Origin of the sequence: Sphingomonas echinoides (assembly GCF_029623395.1) — a bacterium.
GTDB classification, from domain to species: Bacteria; Pseudomonadota; Alphaproteobacteria; order Sphingomonadales; family Sphingomonadaceae; genus Sphingomonas; species Sphingomonas echinoides_A.
The window spans coordinates 35,503-57,732 of sequence record NZ_JAPYKK010000018.1 but is presented as its reverse complement, the minus strand read 5'-3'; the positions used below and the strand labels follow the sequence as shown (position 1 = coordinate 57,732).

The following is a 22,230-nucleotide window of genomic DNA, read 5'->3' as shown; positions in this document are numbered from 1 at the left end:
GAGTATGCCCAATGAAGCACTGCACCACGTCAAGCCGCTGGAAAGTCGGGCTTCCAAAGCGAATGAGCGGAGAGAACGAATCTTGTCTGCGGCGCGAATTCTCTTCACAAAACACGGTTTTCACGGCACCGGTGTAGCGCAGATCGCGTACGACTCGGGGGTCAAGGTTGGCCAGCTGTACCGTGACTTCGCCAACAAGGAGGAGATCGTCGCCGAGCTGGTCGAAGCCGACGTGATCGCCTTTCTCGATCATCGCGCCCTCAACGCTGCCGTTGCTGCGCGGGATGTTGCAATGGTCCGTCGTTGGATCGAACGCTTCATGGAAGACGATCCTGAACTGGAAGAAGATTGTGCTCTGATCGCGGAGACGATTTCAGAGGCAACGCGCAACCCGCGCGTCTCAGATATCGTCCGCGGAATCGACAAACGCGTACGCGACAGTATCCTGACCGCGCTCGATTTTCTGGCACCCGGCAACGCCAAGGCACAACGCCGTCGACAGCTGGCAGACTTCATCATGGCGGTCGGGCACGGCGTGTGGTTGCGCAAGATCTCCGATCCGCAGCTGGATTACGAGCGGCTCTCAAAATATGTCGGCGACTTGATCGATGCCGAGCTCAGCAAGATCATTGCCGCGGACATTTGACGCGGCGCATCAGGGCTGGCGAGATACCGATCGTATCCGTCGATATCCGTGATCGAGACGATTTGTTACAGGTTGAGGAACGCGGATCGGCGTCGTGACGTTCTGCCATTCGGAACACTGCGCCCATGCGGCGTCCGAGATTTTTTCAATTTATTCCGCCATCCCTAGAGGATTGGCTCAAATTAGATATCATCAGCCACCGTAACATTGGTTTCGGTGCAGGGACGGAGCGTTGCAATGAAGGATAGCGGATCACCTGAGATTTCGCGCAGGGGTATTCTTGCCGGCGGCGCTGCGGCAGTGGCGGCGACGCACGTTCCCCTCGCAGACGCGCAGACCGCGACACGGTCCGGACTGAAGCCGACACTCGCCAAGGTTGAAATGACCGTCAATGGCAAGCGTGAGGCGATGGAACTCGACACTCGCACGACGCTGCTCGATGCGTTGCGTGAGCATCTGCACCTGATCGGCACCAAGAAGGGTTGCGATCACGGCCAGTGCGGTGCCTGCACCGTGATGGTCGATGGCAAGCGCATCAATTCGTGCCTCAGCCTCGCAGTCATGCATCAGGGCGACAAGATCACGACGATCGAGGGTCTCGGCACCCCCGACAAGCTGCACCCGATGCAGGCGGCCTTCATCAAGCATGACGGCTATCAGTGCGGTTACTGCACGCCCGGCCAGATCTGCTCGGCGGTTGCGGTGATCGAGGAAATCCGCGCGGGCGTTCCCAGCCATGTGACCGGCGACCTCAACGCCAAGACGCCGATCTCGAACGCAGAAATGCGCGAGCGGATGAGCGGCAACATCTGCCGTTGCGGTGCCTATTCGAACATCCTCGAAGCGATGACCGAAGTTGCGGAGACGCGCGCATGAAGCCCTTTACTTACGAACGCGCCTCCTCCCCCGCCGCTGCTGCGGCTGCGGTCGCGCGCACCCCTGGCGCGAAGTTCATCGCGGGCGGGACCAATTTGCTCGACCTGATGAAGCTCGAGATCGAGACGCCGACGCATCTGATCGACGTGCAGGAGCTAAAGCTCGACAAGATTGAGCCGACGCAGGATGGTGGTCTGCGCGTGGGTGCGTTCGTGTCGAACACCGCGCTTGCCTCCGATGCGCGCGTGCGTCGCGATTATGGCGTGCTCAGCCGCGCGATCGTCGCGGGGGCCTCGGGCCAGTTGCGCAACAAGGCGACGACCGCGGGCAATCTGCTCCAGCGGACGCGCTGCCCGTATTTCTACGACACCAACCAGGCGTGCAACAAGCGCAAGCCGGGCTCGGGCTGCGCAGCGCTCGGTGGTTACAGCCGCCAGCTCGGCATCATCGGGACGAGCGATGCGTGCATCGCGACCTATCCCGGCGACATGGCGGTCGCAATGCGGCTGCTCGATGCGCAGATCGAGACGATCAACCCGACCGGTCAGTCGCGAACGATCCCGATCGCCGACTTCCACAAGCTGCCCGGCACGACGCCGCATGTCGAGAACGCCTTGCAGCGCGGCGAGCTGATCACTGCGGTGACCTTGCCCAAGCCGCTCGGCGGGACGCATACCTATCGCAAGGTGCGTGACCGCGCGTCGTATGCGTATGCGCTCGTCTCGGTCGCGGCGATCGTCCAGCCGGACGGCAGCGGTCGGGTCGCGATCGGCGGGATTGCGCCGCGTCCGTGGCGAGTCGACGCCGCCGATGCGCAATTGCGCAATGGCTCCAAGGCAGTGGTCGCTCCGCTGCTGGCAGGCGCACGGCCGACCGAAGACAATGCATTCAAGGTCCCGCTGGTCGAGCGTACGCTCGCCGCGGTGCTGGCGGAGACACGCGCATGAAGTTCACGACCCCCGCAGGCCAGAATCCGATCGACCAGGGCAAGGTCGTCGGCAAGCCGCACGACCGCATCGACGGCAAGTTCAAGACCACCGGCACCGCGCCTTATGCCTATGAACGGCATGACGTCGTCGCCAACCCGGCTTACGGCTACATCGTCCACGCGGCGATCGCCAAGGGGCGGATCGGCGCGATGCATCTGGCGGAGGCGAAGGCCGCGCCCGGTGTCATCACCATCGTCACCGCTGCCGAAGCGGGCAAGCTGACCAAGGGAGATTTCAACACCGCGATGCTGCTCGGCGGGCCCGAGATCCAGCATTACCACCAGGCGATCGCGATCGTCGTCGCCGAGACGTTCGAGCAGGCGCGCGCGGCGGCCAACCTCGTTCGGGTGGACTATGAGCGCGGCAAGGGTCGGTTCGACCTCGACGAGGCGCTCAAGACCGCGCCGCTCAAGGGGGCCGACAGCGGCGAAGGCAGCAAGGCGCCGCCGGTCGACCGCGTCGGCGATTTCGAGGGTGCGTTCGCCAAGGCGGCGGTCAAGCTCGACGCACGCTACACCACGCCGGATCACAGCCATGCGATGATGGAGCCGCATGCGTCGCTCGCGCGCTGGGACGGCGACAAGCTGACGGTGTGGACGTCGAACCAGATGATCGCCTGGGGCAAGGGCGACGTCGCCAAGACGCTCGGCATCCCCAAGGAGAACGTCCGGCTGATCTCGCCCTATGTCGGCGGCGGGTTCGGCGGCAAGCTGTTCGTCCGTACCGATGCGATCATGGCCGCGCTCGGCGCACGCGCGGCGGGACGTCCGGTCAAGGTCGCCTTGGCGCGGCCGATGATGTTCAACAACACGACGCATCGTCCGGCCACGACGCAGCGAATCCGCATCGGCACCGATCGCAGCGGCAAGATCACCGCGATTGCGCATGAGAGCGGGTCGGGCGATCTCCCCGGTGGCGGCCCCGAGACCGCGGTCTCGCAGACCAAGCTGCTGTATGCGGGCGCGAACCGGATGACGTCGATGCGGCTTGCGGTGCTCGACTTGCCCGAGGGCAATGCGATGCGCGCGCCGGGCGAGGCACCGGGCCTGATGGCGCTCGAGATCGCGATGGACGAAATGGCCGAGAAGCTCGGCATGGACCCGATCGCGTTCCGCATCGCCAACGATACGCAGGTCGACCCTGAGAAGCCCGAGCGGCGCTTCTCGCAGCGGCAGCTGATCAAGGCGTTGCAGGACGGCGCGAAAGCCTTCGGCTGGGACAAGCGCAACGCCAAGCCCGCGCAGGTGCGCGACGGGAAATGGCTGATCGGCATGGGCGTAGCTGCGGGCTTCCGCAACAACATGAACATGAAGTCCGGCGCGAAGGTCTCGATCGATCGCAAGGGGATCGTCACGGTTTACACCGACATGACCGATATCGGCACCGGCTCCTACACGATCATCGCGCAGACCGCGGCGGAGATGATGGGGGTCGATATGGACCGCGTCGTGGTCCGGCTCGGCGATTCGGATTCGCCGGTGTCCTCGGGGTCTGGCGGCCAGTGGGGCGCGAACAGCTCGACCGCGGGTGTCTATGCCGCCTGCGTCAAGCTGCGCGAAGCGGTTGCGCAGAAGCTCGGGTTTAACTCGGGTGACGTCGAATTCGCCGACGGCAAGGTGCGCTCGGGCAACCGCAGCGTTGCGCTCGCCGAAGCGGCGGGTGACGCCGGGCTGACCGCCGAGGACACGATCGACTATGGCGATCTGGCCAAGACGTATCAGCAGTCGACCTTCGCGGGGCATTTCGTCGAAGTGGGCGTCGACATGTACACGGGCGAGGTCCGCATTCGCCGGATGCTCGCGGTGTGTGCGGCGGGCCGCATCCTCAACCCCAAGTCCGCGCGCAGCCAGGTGATCGGCGCTATGACCATGGGTGTGGGCTCGGCGCTGATGGAGGAACTCGCGGTCGACAAGCGCTTCGGCTTCTTCGTCAACCACGACCTCGCGCAATATGAAGTGCCGGTGCATGCCGACATTCCGTATCAGGAAGTGATCTTCCTCGAGGAAACCGACCCGACCACATCGCCGATGAAGGCGAAGGGCGTGGGCGAGCTCGGGCTGTGCGGCGTCGGCGCGGCGATTGCGAACGCGGCGTATAACGCGACCGGCATCCGCATCCGCGACTATCCTGTCACGCTCGACAAGATGCTCGACAAGATGCCGCCGGTCGCCTGACGGCGGACGATCGGCGGATGGCAAGCGTGTGTGACGTGGTCATCGTGGGCGGCGGCGCGGCGGGGATCGCTGCCGCCCGCACGCTCGCCGGTTCCGGGCTGAGTGCGGTCCTACTCGAGGCGGGACCGCGCCTTGGCGGGCGTGCGCATAGTGAGCCGCATGGTGGGAACGCGCTCGATCTTGGGTGTGGGTGGCTGCATTCGGGCGAGCGCAATGCGTGGACCGCGATTGCTGAGGAAGCGGGGGTTGCGATCGACCGCCGCACGCCTGCCTGGGGGCAGCAGTTCCACGACCTCGGCTTTGCGCCTGCGGATCAACGCGCGGCGCGGGCCGCGTTCGAGGCGTGGAATTTGCGGATGGAAGCATCGCCGCAACCGAGCGACCGTGCTTCGGATGCTTTGCTACCGGACTGCGCGTGGAACGGTCACATTGCTGCGATGACCGGCTTCATCAGCGGGGTCGGACCGGAGCGGATCTCGGTCGCGGACTATCTGGCGTATGACGCCGCCGCGAGCGACTGCAATTGGCGGCTGCCTGACGGGTACGGCACGCTGGTTACGGATAGTTTGCCCGAGGGGTTTGCGGTTTTCCTGTCGATGCCAGTGGAGCGCATCGCGCTGACGGCGGACGACGTCACGCTTACGACGCCTTCGGGGGACATTTCGGCGCGGGCGGTGATCCTGACCGTTTCCACCGCGGTGCTGGCGGGCGAGACGATCGCCCTCCCTGCCGCGCTCGATCCGTGGCGCGAGGCGGCTGCGTCTTTGCCGCTCGGGCGCAACGAGAAGCTGTTCCTTGCCATCTCCGGCAAAGGGCCGTTCGAGGACGAGACGCAGGTGCTGGGACGGCCGGGCAATCCTACGAGCGGGTCGCATTATATTCGGCCATTGGGTTGGCCGCTCATCGAATCCTTCCTTGGCGGCGACGGCGCGCGAATTGCCGAAGCGGAGGGTATGGACGCGGCGTTTGCGCAAGTGATCGACGATCTGGTTGCGCTGTTCGGGTCGGATGTGCGGCGAATGTTGCGCCCGCTGGCGGCTTCGGGGTGGAGTGCGGACGTTCGGATCGGCGGCGGGTATAGTTGCGCTTTGCCGGGACATACCGCGGCGCGGGGGTTGCTGGCGCAATCTTATGGCGAGCGCATCTTCTTCGCGGGTGAAGCGACCAACCCGACCGACTTCAGCACCGCGCACGGCGCGCACGATAGCGGCGTGCGCGCGGCGCGGGAGGCGATGGGGGTGCTGGGAAGCAGGGGTTAAAACGCGGCTAACGATCCCTCGAATGCGTTTCCCCGGCGAAGGCCGGGGCCCAGGGGTAAGGCCACGGTTGGTTGCGCAGCACGCAGTTTCAAAAACCAGTCCTGCTGGGCCCCGGCCTTCGCTGGGGAAGCGGCCCGAAGGAGAGTCCGCCCAAGCTAAGGCGCGTCGGTCGGCTCCGGCAGCGCAGCCGGCTCGCCATAGCGCGCGAGCGCCTCGACCGGGGGAACGTCGTCGATCTCGCGCGCCGTCGTCTCGATATTAAGATCGCGGAACTTGCGTCCGCTGACGAGTACGCGGCTCTCGAAGCTTGAGACAAACGTATTGTAATTGTTGACGGCGCTCGTCAGTCCGCTGCCGACCTTGCGCAAATCGCCGGCAGCCTTGGCAATCCGTTCGTACAATTCCTTGCCGAGCTCGCCGATTTGCCGGGCTTCCTTGGCCAGCCGCTCCTGCCGCCATACCGCCGCCACGGTCCGCGCAATGGCAATCAGATTGGTCGGTGTCGCCAGCAGCACGCGCTTGTCGAACGCGAAGTCCCACAATGTCGGATCTTGCTCCAGCGCCGCAGTCAGGAAATGCTCGCCCGGGACGAACATGATGACGTAATCGGGGGCATCGGCAAATTGGCTCCAATAGGCCTTGTTGCCCAACCCGTTGACGTGCGCCCGCATCGCCGCCGCATGCATCGTCAGTCCCTTGGCGCGCTCGGCCTCGTCGACAGCGCCGAACGCATCCTGATAGGCGTTGAGTGAAACCTTGGCGTCGATGACGAGACTGCGACCGCCCGGCACGGTGACGATCGCATCGGGTCGCAACCGTCCACCTTCGTCGCCACCGGCCACAGACACTTCAGTCTGGAAATCTGTATGCTCGGACAACCCACAGGTTTCCAAGACATTTTTTAGCTGCTGCTCACCCCAGCGCCCGCGCGACTTGGGGGCATTGCGGAGCGAATTCACGAGCTTGGCCGCCTCGCTGGAGACCTTCTCCTGCCCTACGCGCAGGCCTTCGAGCTGTCCCTTTAACTGGTCGAACGCGCTTAATCGCTCGCCCTCGACGCGCGTAACCGCTTCCTCGTATTTCAGCAGACGGTCGCTTACCGGCTGAAGCATCGACTTGAGGTTATGCCCCGCTGTCTCCTCGGATTGGCGGAAGCGTTCGTCGGCACGCTTCAGAAACACTTCCTGCGCGTCGTTGAGCAGCTTGTTCGAGACCTCGGCAAACTGCGTCGCAAGCAAATCCTTGGCATGGAGCAGTTCGCCGATGCGTGTAGCGTGAGCATCCTCGACCATCTTCTCCCGCGCTGCGGTGGTCTGACGAAGTTCGGCGACACGCGCCTCGTGGGCTTCGCGATCGGCGTTCAGACGTGCATCGTTGTTGGCGTGCATCTCCGCGAGGCGGTTCTCGAAGGCGTTAGCGTGCGTCTTCAGTGCAGTATTTTCCAAGCGCGCCACGTCGCGCTCATCGCGAATGACAGCGAGCTCTGCGCGCAGCTGTTCCGTATCGCGTGCGCGGTGCTCGGCGCTGGCAAGATCGGAGATTGCACGACGAAAGTCGGCATCGCGTGCTGCTGCATCTGCGCGGGCGGCGGCAAGCGGGCGACTGCCGAGCATCCATCCAAAAGCTAGCCCCACCAGCAAAGCGCAGATTGCGAGCAGGGAAATCATCAGGCCGTTCATAAGGGGTCTCGCTGGAACATTCAGTGAACCTTACCCGTGCCAGGGCGTGCGGACAAGCGCACCCCGTCGCAAAGCAGACCCGCATCACGTGAGCAGCCGCCACCCCTTCGCCAAACGATCGGTGCTTCCCCCTCCCCCTTGCTTGCTTATCCCGCTACAGCCGCGCGATGCTCTCTGATATTGCGATCTCGCGCGCCGCCACCCTGCAACCCATTGCCGCCATCGCCGCCGCGGCGGGCATTCCCACGGAGGCGGTCGAGCCATACGGCCATCACAAGGCCAAGATCGATGTGGCGCAACTGCCGTCGCGCACCGAGACCGGCAAGCTCATCCTGGTGACTGCGATTAACCCGACTCCCGCGGGCGAAGGCAAGTCGACCACTTCGGTTGGTTTGGCTGACGCGCTCAACCGAACCGGACGGAAGACGATGCTAGCCCTGCGAGAACCCTCGCTCGGACCGTGTTTCGGCACCAAGGGCGGCGCAACAGGTGGTGGCTACGCGCAGGTCGTTCCAATGGAGGACATTAACCTCCATTTCACCGGCGACTTCCACGCGATCACCTCGGCGCACAACCTGCTGGCGGCGATGATCGATAATCACGTCCATTGGGGCAACGCGCTCGACATTGACGTGCGGCGGATCGTGTGGCGGCGCGTATTGGATATGAACGACCGCGCTTTGCGCGACATCGCACAATCGCTTGGCGGTCCAGCGAACGGGTTTCCGCGCGAAAGCGGCTTCGACATCACCGTCGCATCCGAAGTCATGGCGATCCTGTGCCTTGCGGCCGACCTGCACGATCTCGAAGCGCGGCTGGGGCGGATCGTGGTCGCCTATACGCGTGACCGGCGGCCGGTGACCGCGAAGGACCTGAAGGCCGACGGTGCAATGGCGGTGCTGCTTGCGCAGGCGATCAAGCCCAACCTTGTCCAGACGCTCGAGGGGACGCCAGCGCTGATCCATGGCGGGCCGTTCGCGAACATCGCGCATGGCTGCAACTCTGTCATCGCGACGCGCACCGCGCTCGGCCTCGCGGATTATGTCGTGACCGAAGCTGGGTTTGGCGCCGACCTGGGAGCGGAGAAATTCTTCGATATCAAATGCCGCCAGGCAGGATTGAAGCCAGACGCGACCGTCATCGTGGCGACGGTCCGCGCGCTCAAAATGAATGGCGGGGTGGCAAAAGCAGATCTCTCCGCACCCAACGTAGATGCGGTCCGGCGCGGAGGCGTGAACCTCGCACGTCATATCGAGAACGTCCGCATGTTCGGGGTGCCGGTGGTTGTCGCCGTCAATCGGTTCGACAGCGATACGCTCGAAGAATTCGAGGCAATCCAAGAGATCGCGACCGCGCAAGGATGCGATGCGGTGCTGTGCACACATTGGGCGGACGGAGGCGCTGGGGCGGAGGTCCTTGCTGAGGCCGTCGTCGCGTTATGCGACCATGCTGGCGGACAATTCGCGCCGCTCTATGCCGACGACCTTTCGCTGTTCGCGAAGATCAACACCGTCGCGACACGGATCTATCGGGCGGAAGAGGCGATCGCCGACCCATCCATCCTTGCGCAACTGGCGCGATGGGAAGATGCCGGGTTCGGGCACTTGCCTGTCTGCATGGCGAAGACGCAGTACAGCTTCACCACCAATCCTTCGAAACTTGGTGCGCCGACCGGCCACGTCGTGCCGGTACGCGAAGTACGGCTGAGCGCAGGCGCGGGCTTTGTCGTGGTGATCTGCGGGGAAATCATGACAATGCCCGGCTTGCCGCGGGTTCCAGCTGCGGAGACAATCCACTTCGGCGCAGGTGGTGAGATCGAAGGGCTGTTCTGAAGACGTCAGAGACGTATCACTGTTCTCCTGCGAAAGCCGGAGAACAGGGTAACGGCGAACTGCGCTCGTCGCCCTGAGTGCCTGCCTTCGCAGAAACACTCAGGAGACTGGCTTTAGCCCGCCTTGCGCATCTTGGTAAGCTTCTTCATCAGCATGTCACGCTTGAGCTTCGAGATGTGATCGATGAACAGCACGCCGTTAAGATGGTCGATCTCATGCTGGAACGCGGTGGCAAGCAACCCGTCAAGATCGCCCTCCTGCCGTTCGCCCTGCTCGTCGAGCCATGTCGCACGACACCGTGCAGGACGCTCTACGTCGGCGTATTGCTCTGGAATCGACAGGCAACCCTCGGCGTAGACCGAGAGTTCGTCGCTAACCGAAACCAGTTCGGGGTTGATGAACACCAGCGGCTTTCTCACCGGCTTGGCATCTTCGCCCTCGCCTTCTGGTTCCTGCAGATCGATCACCACGATTCGCTGTTCGATCGCAACCTGGGTCGCGGCAAGACCGATCCCCCGCGCGTCGTACATTGTATCAAACATGTCCCGCACGATCGTCCGCACGGAATCATCCACTTGCGCGACGGGTTTGGCGACGGCGCGGAGCCCGGGATGCGGGATTTCGAGAATTTCTAAGACAGCCATTCTCGCGAGCTAGGAAAGCACGGGCAGTGCGTCAAGGTCGCGGCCTCCCTTCTTCACGTTTATGCGCCTTTGGACGAGAAGATATCCGCTCGAAGAAAGCTGGAATATACAAGTAACAGAGTAGGTTGACCTGCTCGACGAAGACTAGCTGACAGGTCGCCGGGCGCGAAGCGCCTGTGCCAGCGTTCCCTCATCCAGATAATCTAGCTCGCCGCCGACTGGGAGCCCATGGGCGAGTTGCGTGATGCGGATCGGGAACCGCTCGATCCGTTCGGCAATGTAATGCGCGGTGGTTTGCCCTTCTAGTGTCGCGTTCATCGCCAGAACGACCTCGTCGATCCCGCCGTCAGCAATCCGTCGTACAAGTGAATCGATCGCGAGATCCTCAGGACGCACGCCTTCCAAAGCCGAGAGTCTGCCCCCGAGCACGTGGAACCGCCCCGGAAACAGTCGCGAGCGATCGAGCGCCCAAAGATCGGCGACTTCCTCGACGACGCACAGAGCGCGCGGATCCCGGCGTTGGTCCGAACACACGCCGCATGGGTCCGTCGTATCGACGTTGCCGCAGATGGAACAGGTTGCGAGGTTCTCTTCCACCGCCATCAAAGCGTTAAGCAACGGTCCGAGTGCTGCCTCGCGCTTCTTGAGCAAATGCAGCACCGCGCGCCGCGCCGACCGCGGACCAAGCCCGGGGAGCTTGGCAAGCGCCTGGGTCAGCGCGTCGATTTCTGGGGAAGCCATGCAGAACAGATAGGGGGTTGCCTTGCGCCTGCGCAAGCGGCCACAGCATCGCGCCATGCGGATCATCTTCATGGGCACGCCCGACTTCTCCGTTCCGATCCTCCAGGCATTGGTCGATGCGGGACACGAGGTCGTAGCATCCTACAGCCAGCCCCCCCGACGCGCAGGGCGCGGCAAAGCGCTGACACCGACTCCCGTTCATGCGCGGGCCGAGGCGCTCGGTATTGCGGTACGGACCCCGGCAAGCTTGCGGGACGCGGAGGCGCAGGCAGAATTCGCGCGGTTCGATGCGGACATTGCGGTCGTCGCAGCGTACGGTTTGATCCTGCCGCGCGCGATCCTGGATGCACCCCCCCACGGATGCCTTAACGTCCATGCCTCCCTCCTTCCCCGCTGGCGCGGCGCAGCGCCAATCCATCGAGCCATTCTCGCAGGAGATGCAACAACGGGAGTCTGCATCATGGGTATGGAAGCCGGGCTCGACACCGGACCGGTCCTGCTCCGAGACGAGACCTCGATCGGAGAGAAAACTGCGGGGATACTGACCGCGGAGCTTAGCGCCATGGGTGCGCGGCTGATGGTGGAAACCCTGGCAAACTTGTCGTCTTATCTGCCACAACCACAACCCGACGCCGGGGTAACCTACGCTGCGAAGATCGAGAAAACCGAAGCCCGAATCGATCTTACGCAGAATGCCGCGGCGATCGAACGGCAGGTCCGCGCCTTCAATCCAGTGCCCGGCGCGTTCATCGAAGTTGCTGGGGAGCGAATCAAACTCCTTGCGGTCGATGTCGTCACCGACGCGTCGGCCTCGCCTGGAACGGTGATCGACGACCAGTTGACGATTGCCTGTGCAGACGGCGCAATCCGACCGACCGTATTGCAACGCGCAGGCCGGAGCGCGATGGAGGCAGCTGACCTGCTCCGCGGCTTTTCCATACCTGTGGGAACCGTTCTTTGAAACGCTTTGCGATTACAGTAGAATTTGATGGACGACCCTTCATGGGGTGGCAACGCCAGCATCATGGTCCGACGGTGCAGGCCGCGATCGAGCGCGCCGCCCATGCGATCACCAGTGAGACGGTCGCGGTCCATGCCGCTGGGCGGACCGACGCCGGCGTCCACGGGATTGCAATGCGGGCGCATCTCGATCTCGCGCGTGACTTGACGCCATTCCGGCTGATGGAAGCTCTCAATGCCAAGCTGCGTCCGGACCCGGTCGCTATTACCGCGTGCGAAATCGTCCCCGAGGACTGGCACGCCCGCTTTTCCTGCGTCGGACGGCATTATGAGTATCGCATTGTCCTCCGCCGCGCTCCGCTGACGTTTGAACGCGGTCTTGCTTGGCGCATTCCCGGAGAAATTGATGCGGCGGCAATGGCCGCGGGAGCGGCCAGACTGGTTGGCCGACATGATTTTACCACCTTCCGCTCAGCCCATTGTCAGGCCGACAGCCCGCTCCGGACGCTCGACCGACTAGACGTCGTCGCCAAGGGTGACCGGATCAGCGTGTTCGCTTCGGCGCGATCGTTTCTGCATCATCAGGTCCGTTCGATGGTCGGCTGTCTCGCACTGGTGGGTGAAGGCAAATGGTCGCCCGAGGACCTGACGGCAGCCCTCCAAGCGCGCGACCGCACCGCCCTTGGCTTCAATGCGCCGCCAGATGGACTGTTCTTCCTGAGCGCAGATTATCCCGCCGAGTCAGTCGTCAACAGTACGGAATGCGCAGCCGGTATCAGATAAGCCCAGCCAATGGACTCGACGGATCCGCATAGCGGCGCATGCCCATCCGCCCCGCTCGATACGACAGCCGCCCTGCTTCCACCGCGGCCTTCATCGCCGCCGCCATCATGACCGGATTCTTTGCCTCGGCGATCGCTGTGTTCATCAGCACGCCGTCGCAGCCAAGCTCCATCGCGACTGCGGCATCGGATGCTGACCCCACACCCGCGTCGACCAGCACCGGTACGCTTGCGCCCTCGACAATCAGGCGAATCGTCACCCGGTTCTGGATGCCAAGGCCGGACCCGATCGGCGCGCCCAGTGGCATGATCGCAACCGCACCGGCGTTCTCAAGACGCTTCGCTGCGATCGGATCGTCGACGCAATAAACCATCGGCAGAAACCCCTCGTTCGCAAGAACTTCGGTTGCCCGAAGCGTTTCCACCATGTCGGGATACAGCGTCCGCGCTTCGCCCAGCACTTCGAGCTTCACCAAGTCCCAACCGCCCGCCTCGCGCGCCAATCGCAGCGTGCGAATCGCCGAATCGGCATCGAAACACCCCGCCGTGTTGGGAAGGTAAGTAACCTTTTTCGGATCGATGAAGTCGGTCAGCATCGGCGCGTTGGGGTCGCTGACGTTGACGCGGCGCACCGCGACCGTGACGATCTCTGCCCCCGACGCTTCCAAGGCGGCGGCATTCTGCGCGAAGTCCTTGTATTTGCCTGTCCCGACGATCAACCGCGACCGAAAGGTCCGGCCAGCAACCGTCCAGGTGTCCGTATCAATTGTCGGGATGTGATCGCCGCCGCCGACGAAATGCACGATCTCGAGTTCGTCGCCATCCTCGACCTGAACGTCCGCTAAAGTCGACCGGGGCACCACCTCCAGGTTACGCTCCACGGCAACTTTCTCCGGCGCAAGGCCAAGATCGGCGGCAAGATCCGCCAGGCTGAGACCCGCGCGAACGCGGCGGTGCTCGCCGTTGACCTGAATGCTGACAGTTCCATCGCTATGCATCGGTTACCCATTCCCGTTTCGGCGCCTTCATGCCGCCCGCATCGCGCGAAGTCGACCCATCTGCGCGACGCCTTCGGGGCGCACGACACGAACGGTTGGAGGGCGGTGTCCGTTTGATATAGGAGGTCTCCACCGCGTCGCCACACGAAAGCCAGCCCCGGATGCCTCAAACGATCTTCGTCCTCAACGGCCCCAACCTCAACCTGCTCGGCACGCGCGAGCCGGAAATCTATGGTGCCGAGACGCTCGATGACATTGCAGGCCAGCTCGAGGACAGAGCCCGGGAGTTGGGATTTGCAATCGACCTGCGGCAATCGAACCACGAAGGCCATCTGGTCGACTGGATCCACGAGGCACAGGCCCTGCCCGCTAAGGCCGTGATCCTCAACGCCGCCGCCTTTACGCACACCTCGGTTGCCTTGCTGGATGCGATCAAGGCGGTTCGCACCCCCGTGATCGAAGTCCACCTGTCCAACCCGCACGCGCGCGAAGCCTTTCGGCACGTCAGCCGTATCTCCCCTGCCGTCAAAGGCACGATCAGCGGGTTTGGCGCGTTATCCTACCTGCTGGCGCTTGAAGCGGCGGCACGACTCTGACAGGACGCACCCTTGAAAAACAGGGAGCATAGGGAATTTATGCCCGAAGATACCACTGCCGACGCCATGCGGATCGATGTCGATCTGGTCCGTCAGCTTGCACAATTGCTGGACGACACGTCCTTGACCGAGATCGAGGTCGAAGACGGCGGCCGAAAGATTCGTATTGCGCGCAAGGCCGCAGCGGCTGCTGCGCCTGTGCAATATGCCCCGATGGCAACGGCAGCGGCGCCAAGCGCTACCGCGTCGCCCGAGATCGTCGCGAGCGCGGCGCCGTCGACGCTCAATGCGGTCAAATCCCCGATGGTGGGCACCGCCTATCTGTCGCCCAACCCGGAAGCGAAAGCGTTCGTCAGCGTTGGCGATACGGTTGCAGCCGGCGATACGCTGCTGATCGTCGAAGCGATGAAGGTGATGAACCCGATCCTCGCACCGACCGCCGGACGCGTGAGTGCTGTGCTGGTGACGAGCGGCCAGCCGGTCGAGTTCGACCAGCCCTTGGTGGTCGTCGAATAATCATGGCCGAAATCAAGAAGCTGTTGATCGCCAACCGTGGCGAGATCGCGCTCCGCATCCACCGCGCGTGCCACGAGATGGGTATCCAAACGGTCGCAGTGCATTCGACCGCCGACGCGGACGCGATGCACGTGCGGCTGGCCGATCAGGCGATCTGCATTGGACCGCCGTCGGCGAGCGAAAGCTATCTCAATATCCCGAACATCATTTCCGCGGCCGAAATCTCGGGTGCGGATGCGATCCATCCGGGCTATGGTTTCCTGAGCGAGAACGCCAAGTTCGCGGAAATCGTCGAAGCGCACGACATCATTTTCGTGGGCCCAAAGCCCGAACACATCCGGACGATGGGTGACAAGATCGAGGCCAAGCGGACCGCTGGCGCGCTTGGGCTGCCGCTCGTGCCGGGGTCGGCCGGACCGATCAGCGATCTCGCCGAAGCCAAGGAAATTGCCGCGGCGGCAGGTTATCCCGTTATTATTAAAGCGGCATCGGGCGGCGGCGGGCGTGGAATGAAGGTCTGCACCTCCGAAGACCAACTCGAGACCTTGATGCAGCAGGCCGGCAGCGAGGCGAAGGCCGCGTTCGGTGACGCGACGGTCTATCTTGAAAAATACCTTGGTAATCCGCGCCATATCGAATTCCAGGTGTTCGGAGACGGCGAAGGCAACGCGATCCATCTGGGGGAGCGCGACTGTTCGCTCCAGCGTCGCCACCAGAAGGTGCTGGAAGAGGCTCCGTCGCCCGTGCTGGGCGAAGAGGACCGCGCGCGCATGGGGGGCATCTGCGCGAAGGCGATGGCGGACATGGGCTATCGCGGTGCGGGGACGATCGAATTCTTGTGGGAAAACGGTGAGTTCTACTTCATCGAGATGAACACGCGGCTGCAGGTCGAGCATCCCGTGACCGAAGCGATTACGGGACTCGATCTTGTTCGCGAACAGATTCGCATCGCCGAGGGCCATGGCCTGACGTTGCGGCAGGAAGACATCCAGTTCCGCGGCCATGCCATCGAGTGCCGGATCAATGCCGAGGACCCGCGAACTTTCGCGCCTTCTCCGGGGCTTATCAAGCAGTTCCATGCACCGGGCGGGATGAACGTTCGGGTCGATAGCGGGCTGTATGCGGGCTACCGCGTGCCGCCATATTACGATTCGATGATCGCCAAGCTGATCGTCTACGGCACCACCCGTGCGGGTGCGATCCGGCGATTGCGGCGGGCGCTCGAGGAGTTCGTCATCGACGGGCCGACCACGACAATCCCGCTACATCAGGCGCTTATCGAGGATCCCGAGTTTCAGGCGGGGGATTATACGATCAAGTGGCTCGAGGAATGGTTGGCGCGGGAGCCGGCGTAGCGGCAAGACTGGGTTTCGATGGCCCCGGCTTCGTGCCGGGGTACACTTCCCTGCCTTATCAACGCCTTGCCGTGAACTCCAAAACCGACATACTAACGCTTGCCACTTTGCCGAAAACCGGCAATTCTCTCCTGACACACCGCCCGCCAGAAGGACGGACGTGAGTGGGACGAGGCAATGGGCTGGCGCATTCTGGGCTATATCCTGCTTGTCCTTGCCGCGTTTTTGGTCGTTGCGTTTCTGTTTTACCGCACTCCAGACACCGATCCCGTCGCAATGCGCGCCAAATACGGCGCTTCACCGTCGCAATTCGTCGATCTTGGCGGCGGTCTCAAAGTGCATGTCCGCGACACCGGTCCGCGGGACGCTCCGGCGCTGTTGCTGGTGCACGGGTCCAATGCATCGCTCCAGACCTGGGAACCCTGGGCCGCGCGACTCGAGTCGCGGTATCGGGTCATCCGGATGGATCTTCCCGGCCATGGCCTGACCGGAGCCAGCCCGACGCGAGACTACGCACCCGCAGCTTATGTCGACGTGGTCGAACGCCTGCGCGCGAAACTCGGCGTCGACGGGATCGTGCTGGCGGGCAACTCGATGGGCGGCGGGGTCGCGTGGCATTATGCGCTCGCGCACCCGCGGCACGTCCGCGCGCTCGTCCTGATCGACTCGGTCGGGCAGCCCGAGCCGGGCAACGCCGAGCCGCCGCTTGCCTTTCGGATCGCGCGCATGCCGATCCTGCGCGACATTGCCGCCGCGATCACGCCGCGCAGCCTGATCGCGGGAAGCCTTCCGGGCGTATTCGGCAACCCGAAACTGGCCGATGCCGCGATGATCGACCGCTATTGGGAATTGTTGCGCTATCCCGGCAACCGCAAGGCGACGCTCGACCGGTTCGCCTTGGCCCCGGACAGCGCGACCCCGGCGGAACTGGCCTCGCTCAAGCTGCCGGTCCTGATCCTGTGGGGCGCGGAGGATCGGCTGATCCCGCGAGCATCGGGGAACTGGCTTCAGGCGCATATCCCGGGCAGTCGGCTGATCGTCTACCCCGGGACCGGGCACCTCCCCATGGAAGAGCGCCCGGACGAAAGCGCGCGCGATGTCACCCGCTTCATCGACTCGACCGCGACCGCTGAACGCTAGTCCGGCGCAAATTTGCGCGAAAGTGGAGTGATCTTTCCGGGCCCATCCGGATCGCGGGTGCGTGTCGGAGACGGTACGCCGGGGAGGTACCGGGCATGCCAGGATCATGCCCTGCCATGCGGGCGCTTTGCCACTTCGACACCCGGTTGATCGCTATTCTGGATCTTTCCATCGTTGACGGCCTGTAGCGTTCAGAATAATTTTACGGACCGTCCAGAAAGAGCACAGCACCGCCCAAGTATGCCGAAGCCAAAATGTTGGCGCTGGCATGCATTACCGTACGCATCTGCCGCACGGACCGCTCTTTTTCGTCGGCACGAGTATCGTGATTTCCGCGCGTTCCAGCCTTTACTGAAGCACTACGCATTTCCTGAAACCGGAGAGGTATCATGACAAGTCCAGTGACCTTCGATCAACTGCAGGACGGCTTCTACAACGCCCTCGCCGCCGGGCTCGGCTACGACACGACGACACCGTTTCAAGTCGTACAGCCCTCGCCCCCGCTGGTCGGCGGGCTTGGCGCGGATGGCCGCCTGTGGAATTACCTGGACATCATTCCGCCCGCGACGCTCAACATGAACACCTCGCTCGGCGCGGGGGGCAACAAATTCTCGGTGGATTACCAAGGCGTCCTGTCGGCGCTTCAGCCTGCCAGCGAACAGTTCCTCAACACCGTCAAGCAGCCATGCTACGACAATTGGGCGTCGGCGCGTGCCAAGGGGGCGGTCGGCCCGACCGGCCAGAACTTCCAGCTCTGGGCCTATGGCTGTGCCCCGTGCCAGACGGTCGCCCGTCAGGGTGCGATCGCCCTCAACCGGGACAATCTCGACCCGGTCTTCGTCGCCCAGAACAACGCGATGGCGTATCAGCCGACCGGCACCGATCCGATCACCTTCAGCATCGATTATGACACCATGCTGCGGCTGCTGATGTCCGCGCCGACGCGCTCGTTCACGGTCGGGAAAAGCGACTGGAATACCGACGTGTCCCGGACGTGGGCCAACGGCAAGTCCGGCGGCTTTTTCGGCCTGTGGGGCGGCAGCTCGTCGACGTCCATCACTACCCAGAAATTCGGCGGCAGCGGCGTCTCGGTAACGGCGTCGTTCGCGAACGTCCTGCCGTTCGCCGCCAGCCCGGGAAACTGGTTCTCGTCCGCCGCGATGGGCCTGGCCTATCACAATCCGAATGCGGCACCGTGGGATCCAACCTCGACGATCAACTGGGAGAACTCCTTCGGGAAGAACGGCAACATGCAACGCTTCACCACGACGCTGTTGCTGGTCAACCAGATGGACATTCAGGTGACGTCGACGGCAGTGTACACCGAAGCGGAGCAGACCGAGATCCGCAGGAATTCCAGTTCTGGCTTGTGGCCGTTCTACAGCAGCGGCGGATCGGGCGGGACGTCGAGCTCCGCCAGCTTCACCAACACCGGCAACATGCACATTTCGATCACGAGCAATGCCGGGGTTCCGATCATCATCGGTGCGATCGTCGAACCGGTCAAAACCTATCTCGGCGGCGAGGCCGAGGCTGCCAAGTTCCTGACCGAGACGTTCTACGACACGACCGCCAAGAAGCGTGTTCTCGAACCAAGCTGATCCCCGGATCAGACGAGCGACCTGAAAACCGCCAGCGCGATCGGTGGGAAATCCCGCCGATCGCGTCTGTCCACGGGCATCAGCAGCATGTCACGTCGTGCGACGACCGCAAGAATCCCACAGCAGCCCGCCCACAGTCCGACAGGATATGGAGACAGCGCATGGCAACCTTCGACGAGCTTCAGATCCTGCTTCTGAAGCGCACCCTCCAGGCTTTCGGCGTACCCGACACTGCCGGCAAGACATTCCAACCCGCAACCGTCCCCGACAGCGACCAGACGCTTTGGGGATTGTTCAATATCATCCCCGCGGACGGGCCGGTCTTCGTGCAGTCGGGGTCGCAGTTCTTCCCCGCCTATAGCGCAGTAATCGGATCGCTCGTGGCGGGCCACAGTCCGTTCAACCCGATCACGGTCGCCAAGCGGAAGCTCGCCGACTGGGGTACGAAACCTTCGGCCTGGTCGATCGACGAAGCGACGATGTTGCAAATGCTCGCGTTGGCGCCGTCGGCGCGGTTTCCCTTCAGCAGCTCCGGCGCGCCGGAAACCCCGTTCTGGGGCCTGTGGGCCGCGAGTCCCCCGGTCGACGGGGTTGCGGGCGTGCTGGCGGCCGCCAAGCTCGACATGACGCTGTCCTTCGACCATCTGCTCAATTTCGCCACGACCCCAAGCGACTGGTATCTCTCCTCCGCGCTCGCCAACGCTTACAGCAACAAGCATGGCGCCCCCTGGGATCCGACCTCACCGATTACTTGGACGACGACCTTCGGTCCCGGCGGCACGCTTGTCCGCATGCCGGCAAGCCTGATTATCGCCGACACGCTCTCGATCACCTACACAAGTGAGACGGCGTTCGGCCCGGGCGGGCAGGCCGAGATCCTCGCCAATGCGGCAGCCGGGGTGTGGCCCTATTATCTGAGCAGCGGAAATGCGACGACGCACATCAGTTTCGATTCCCACGGACGGCTAACTGCGTCGATCACGACGCCTGCCGGCCAGCCGGTCATCCTCGCGGCTTCAGTGCTTTCGGCGAGTGCCTATCTCGGTCTGGGCTGAGGATGCCGGCGCTTCACCCGCCCGACGAACCGCGCGTGGGCGTCGATACGCGCTAGCGCGGTTCCGCGCCCGACGCTAAGGGCAGCAGCATGACCGACATCACCCCAGAGATCGTCGCCCAGCACGGGCTGTCCGCCGAAGAATATGACCGCGTCCTGCACGCGCTGGGGCGCGAGCCCAACCTGACCGAGCTCGGCATCTTCTCGGTGATGTGGTCCGAGCATTGCTCGTACAAGTCGAGCCGGATCCATCTCAAGAAGCTCCCCACCACCGGCCCGCAAGTCATCTGCGGCCCGGGCGAGAATGCAGGCGTGGTCGACATCGGCGACGGCCAGGCGGCGATCTTCAAGATGGAGAGCCACAATCACCCGTCGTACATCGAACCCTATCAGGGGGCCGCGACCGGCGTCGGCGGGATCCTGCGCGACGTGTTCACGATGGGCGCGCGCCCGATCGCCAACCTCAACGCGCTGCGCTTCGGGCGGCCCGATCATCCCAAGATGCGCCACCTGATCTCGGGCGTGGTTCACGGCATCGGCGGTTACGGCAATTGCGTCGGCGTGCCGACGGTCGGCGGCGAGGTGAACTTCCATCCGGCGTATGACGGCAACATCCTGGTCAACGCAATGACCGTCGGCGTCGCCGAGACCGACAAGATCTTCTATTCCGCCGCCTCCGGGATCGGCAATTCGATCGTCTATGTCGGCTCCAAGACCGGGCGCGACGGCATTCACGGTGCGACGATGGCGTCGGCCGATTTCGGCGAGGATTCGGAATCGAAGCGCCCGACCGTGCAGGTCGGCGATCCCTTCACCGAGAAGCTGCTGATCGAGGCATGCCTCGAGCTGATGGCGTCCGACGCGATCGTCGCGATCCAGGACATGGGTGCGGCCGGCCTCACCTCATCAGCGGTCGAGATGGCGTCGAAGGGCGGCGTCGGGATCGAGCTCAACATGAATGCGGTGCCGCAGCGCGAAACCGGCATGACGCCTTATGAAATGATGCTGAGCGAGAGCCAGGAGCGGATGCTCATGGTGCTCAAGCCAGGCCGCGAGGACTTTGCCGAAGCGATCTTCCACAAATGGGAGCTCGACTTTGCGGTGATCGGCCAGGTGACCGACACCGGCCATATGGTGCTCAAGTTCCACGGCGAGACGGTGTGCGACATTCCGCTCGCCCCGCTCGCGGACGAAGCGCCTTTGTACGACCGTCCGGCCGCGACGAAGGAAGAGTATCAGGCGTGGGCGAAGATCACCCCGCTTGGCGACATCCCGCAGACGCCCGACGTCGCCGCCGATTTGCTGACGCTGATGGCCTCCCCCGACATCGCCTCGCGGCGTTGGATCTGGGAGCAATATGACACGCAGGTCGGCGCCGATACGGTGCAGCGCCCGGGTGGCGACGCTGCGGTAGTGCGCGTCCACGGGACGCAGAAGGGGCTCGCGATGAGCACCGACTGCACCCCGCGCTATTGCTATGCCGACCCCTATGAGGGCGGCAAGCAGGCGATTGCAGAGTGTTATCGCAACCTGTCGGCGGTCGGCGCGACGCCGCTCGCGGTGACCAACTGCCTCAACTTCGCCAACCCGCAGCGCCCCGAGATCATGGCGCAGTTCGTCGGCTGTCTCGACGGCATGGGCGATGCGTGCCGCGCGCTCGACTTCCCGATCGTTTCGGGGAACGTCTCGCTGTACAATGAGAGCAAGGCGACCGGGGGTGGCTCGGCGATCCTGCCGACGCCCGCGATTGGTGCGATCGGGTTGCTCGCCGATTGGTCCAAGTCCGCGACGATTGCGTTCAAGGGCACCGGCGACGTGATCGTGCTGATCGGCGCGCGCTCGGGTCACCTTGGCCAGTCGCTGTGGCTGCGCGAAGTTCATGGCCGCGAGGAAGGCCCCCCGCCCCCGGTCGATCTCGAAGCGGAACGCCGCAACGGCGAGTTCGTCCGCACCCACATCGCAACCGGCGGGCTGACGGCGGTGCATGACGTGTCCGACGGCGGGATCGCAGTGACGATCGCCGAGATGGCGCTGGCGGGTAACGTCGGCGCGATGCTGCATGCGCCGTTGCCGTGCGGCGTCGCCTGCGCGCTGTTCGGTGAGGACCAGGGGCTTTATGTCGCGACCGTCGCGGATCACTTGCTGCTCGAAACGCTGACGGCGGCGGATGCAGCCGGGGTGGAGATCGAGCGAATCGGGCGGACGATTGCGAATCGGCTGATCTTCGAGCTCCCCGACAACGATCATGTCGTCCCATTGAGCGACTTGCGGACCGCGCATGAGGGCTTCTTCCCGAAACTGATGGGCGCAGCCGTACCCGTGGAGAACTGATGATGTGCGAATGGGTCGCATTTAGGCTTGCGACCCATTCTCATTAGCGATAGATCA

Annotated in this window: 19 protein-coding genes; 15 read left to right on the top strand and 4 right to left on the bottom strand. The window is 63.7% G+C overall.

The features are described 5' to 3' along the window. The first annotated feature begins 4 nt into the window (after positions 1 to 4). The 5 genes from QBJ92_RS12195 (at position 5) to QBJ92_RS12175 (ending at position 5,944) form a co-directional block, all read left to right on the top strand. Complete coding sequence (locus tag QBJ92_RS12195; protein WP_277969964.1) at positions 5 to 646, top strand: TetR/AcrR family transcriptional regulator; 642 nt, start codon at positions 5 to 7, stop codon at positions 644 to 646. Between the two features lie 237 nt (positions 647 to 883). Beyond that, a complete protein-coding gene (paoA, locus tag QBJ92_RS12190) occupies positions 884 to 1,522 on the top strand; it encodes an aldehyde dehydrogenase iron-sulfur subunit PaoA (protein ID WP_277969963.1) in 639 nt (212 codons plus the stop codon). Then, positions 1,519 to 2,469 (top strand): FAD binding domain-containing protein, encoded by a 951-nt coding sequence (locus tag QBJ92_RS12185; RefSeq protein WP_277969962.1) that lies wholly within the window; start codon positions 1,519 to 1,521, stop codon positions 2,467 to 2,469. The genes paoA and QBJ92_RS12185 overlap by 4 nt, the downstream gene beginning before the upstream one ends. Then, positions 2,466 to 4,685, top strand: coding sequence for an aldehyde oxidoreductase molybdenum-binding subunit PaoC (gene paoC / locus QBJ92_RS12180; protein WP_277969961.1), 2,220 nt, complete (start codon positions 2,466 to 2,468; stop codon positions 4,683 to 4,685). Before QBJ92_RS12185 ends, paoC begins: the two co-directional genes overlap by 4 nt. A 17-nt stretch (positions 4,686 to 4,702) precedes the next feature. Continuing rightward, positions 4,703 to 5,944 carry a flavin monoamine oxidase family protein gene (locus tag QBJ92_RS12175; protein ID WP_277969960.1) on the top strand — a complete coding sequence of 414 codons (1,242 nt, stop codon included), beginning with the start codon at positions 4,703 to 4,705 and terminating at the stop codon, positions 5,942 to 5,944. 155 nt (positions 5,945 to 6,099) lie between these two features. Here the strand turns inward: QBJ92_RS12175 and rmuC are convergent, their stop codons facing one another. Beyond that, on the bottom strand, positions 6,100 to 7,623 hold the full coding sequence (gene rmuC, locus QBJ92_RS12170; protein ID WP_277969959.1) for a DNA recombination protein RmuC: 1,524 nt from the start codon (positions 7,621 to 7,623) through the stop codon (positions 6,100 to 6,102). A 167-nt stretch (positions 7,624 to 7,790) separates the two neighbouring features. Here rmuC and QBJ92_RS12165 point away from each other — a divergent pair, with 167 nt between their 5' ends. Further along, the gene (locus tag QBJ92_RS12165; RefSeq protein ID WP_277969958.1) at positions 7,791 to 9,455 is read left to right on the top strand and encodes a formate--tetrahydrofolate ligase; all 1,665 of its coding nucleotides are present in this window, start codon (positions 7,791 to 7,793) and stop codon (positions 9,453 to 9,455) included. Positions 9,456 to 9,568: 113 nt separating this feature from the next. Here QBJ92_RS12165 and def read toward each other — a convergent pair whose 3' ends face one another. Both def and recR read right to left on the bottom strand, forming a co-directional pair. Beyond that, a complete protein-coding gene (def, locus tag QBJ92_RS12160; RefSeq protein WP_277969957.1) occupies positions 9,569 to 10,099 on the bottom strand; it encodes a peptide deformylase in 531 nt (176 codons plus the stop codon). A gap of 144 nt (positions 10,100 to 10,243) precedes the next feature. Further along, positions 10,244 to 10,840, bottom strand: a complete 597-nt coding sequence (gene recR / locus QBJ92_RS12155) for a recombination mediator RecR (RefSeq protein ID WP_277969980.1) — start codon at positions 10,838 to 10,840, stop codon at positions 10,244 to 10,246. A gap of 55 nt (positions 10,841 to 10,895) precedes the next feature. Here recR and fmt point away from each other — a divergent pair, with 55 nt between their 5' ends. Both fmt and truA read left to right on the top strand, forming a co-directional pair. Then, positions 10,896 to 11,801 (top strand): methionyl-tRNA formyltransferase, encoded by a 906-nt coding sequence (gene fmt, locus QBJ92_RS12150; RefSeq protein ID WP_277969956.1) that lies wholly within the window; start codon positions 10,896 to 10,898, stop codon positions 11,799 to 11,801. Further along, positions 11,798 to 12,583, top strand: coding sequence for a tRNA pseudouridine(38-40) synthase TruA (gene truA / locus QBJ92_RS12145; protein ID WP_277969955.1), 786 nt, complete (start codon positions 11,798 to 11,800; stop codon positions 12,581 to 12,583). Before fmt ends, truA begins: the two co-directional genes overlap by 4 nt. On the opposite strand, the gene thiS is transcribed toward truA, so the two are convergent. After that, positions 12,576 to 13,580, bottom strand: a complete 1,005-nt coding sequence (gene thiS, locus QBJ92_RS12140) for a sulfur carrier protein ThiS (protein ID WP_277969954.1) — start codon at positions 13,578 to 13,580, stop codon at positions 12,576 to 12,578. The two genes, truA and thiS, sit on opposite strands and share 8 nt — an antisense overlap. A 161-nt stretch (positions 13,581 to 13,741) precedes the next feature. Between thiS and aroQ the strand changes: the two genes are divergently transcribed. The 7 genes from aroQ to purL all read left to right on the top strand — a co-directional run bounded on the left by aroQ (position 13,742) and on the right by purL (position 22,173). After that, positions 13,742 to 14,176, top strand: a complete 435-nt coding sequence (aroQ, locus tag QBJ92_RS12135) for a type II 3-dehydroquinate dehydratase (RefSeq protein WP_277969953.1) — start codon at positions 13,742 to 13,744, stop codon at positions 14,174 to 14,176. 39 nt (positions 14,177 to 14,215) lie between these two features. Continuing rightward, positions 14,216 to 14,692 (top strand): acetyl-CoA carboxylase biotin carboxyl carrier protein, encoded by a 477-nt coding sequence (gene accB, locus QBJ92_RS12130; RefSeq protein ID WP_277969952.1) that lies wholly within the window; start codon positions 14,216 to 14,218, stop codon positions 14,690 to 14,692. 2 nt (positions 14,693 to 14,694) lie between these two features. Then, positions 14,695 to 16,047, top strand: coding sequence for an acetyl-CoA carboxylase biotin carboxylase subunit (accC, locus tag QBJ92_RS12125; protein ID WP_277969951.1), 1,353 nt, complete (start codon positions 14,695 to 14,697; stop codon positions 16,045 to 16,047). 177 nt (positions 16,048 to 16,224) lie between these two features. After that, complete coding sequence (locus QBJ92_RS12120) at positions 16,225 to 17,187, top strand: alpha/beta fold hydrolase (protein WP_277969950.1); 963 nt, start codon at positions 16,225 to 16,227, stop codon at positions 17,185 to 17,187. A 389-nt stretch (positions 17,188 to 17,576) separates the two neighbouring features. Further along, positions 17,577 to 18,788, top strand: coding sequence for a hypothetical protein (locus QBJ92_RS12115; RefSeq protein ID WP_277969949.1), 1,212 nt, complete (start codon positions 17,577 to 17,579; stop codon positions 18,786 to 18,788). A gap of 161 nt (positions 18,789 to 18,949) precedes the next feature. Then, complete coding sequence (locus QBJ92_RS12110) at positions 18,950 to 19,843, top strand: hypothetical protein (RefSeq protein WP_277969948.1); 894 nt, start codon at positions 18,950 to 18,952, stop codon at positions 19,841 to 19,843. 89 nt (positions 19,844 to 19,932) lie between these two features. After that, entirely contained in the window at positions 19,933 to 22,173 is a 2,241-nt protein-coding gene (gene purL / locus QBJ92_RS12105) for a phosphoribosylformylglycinamidine synthase subunit PurL (RefSeq protein ID WP_277969947.1), read from the top strand. Positions 22,174 to 22,230: the final 57 nt, after the last annotated feature.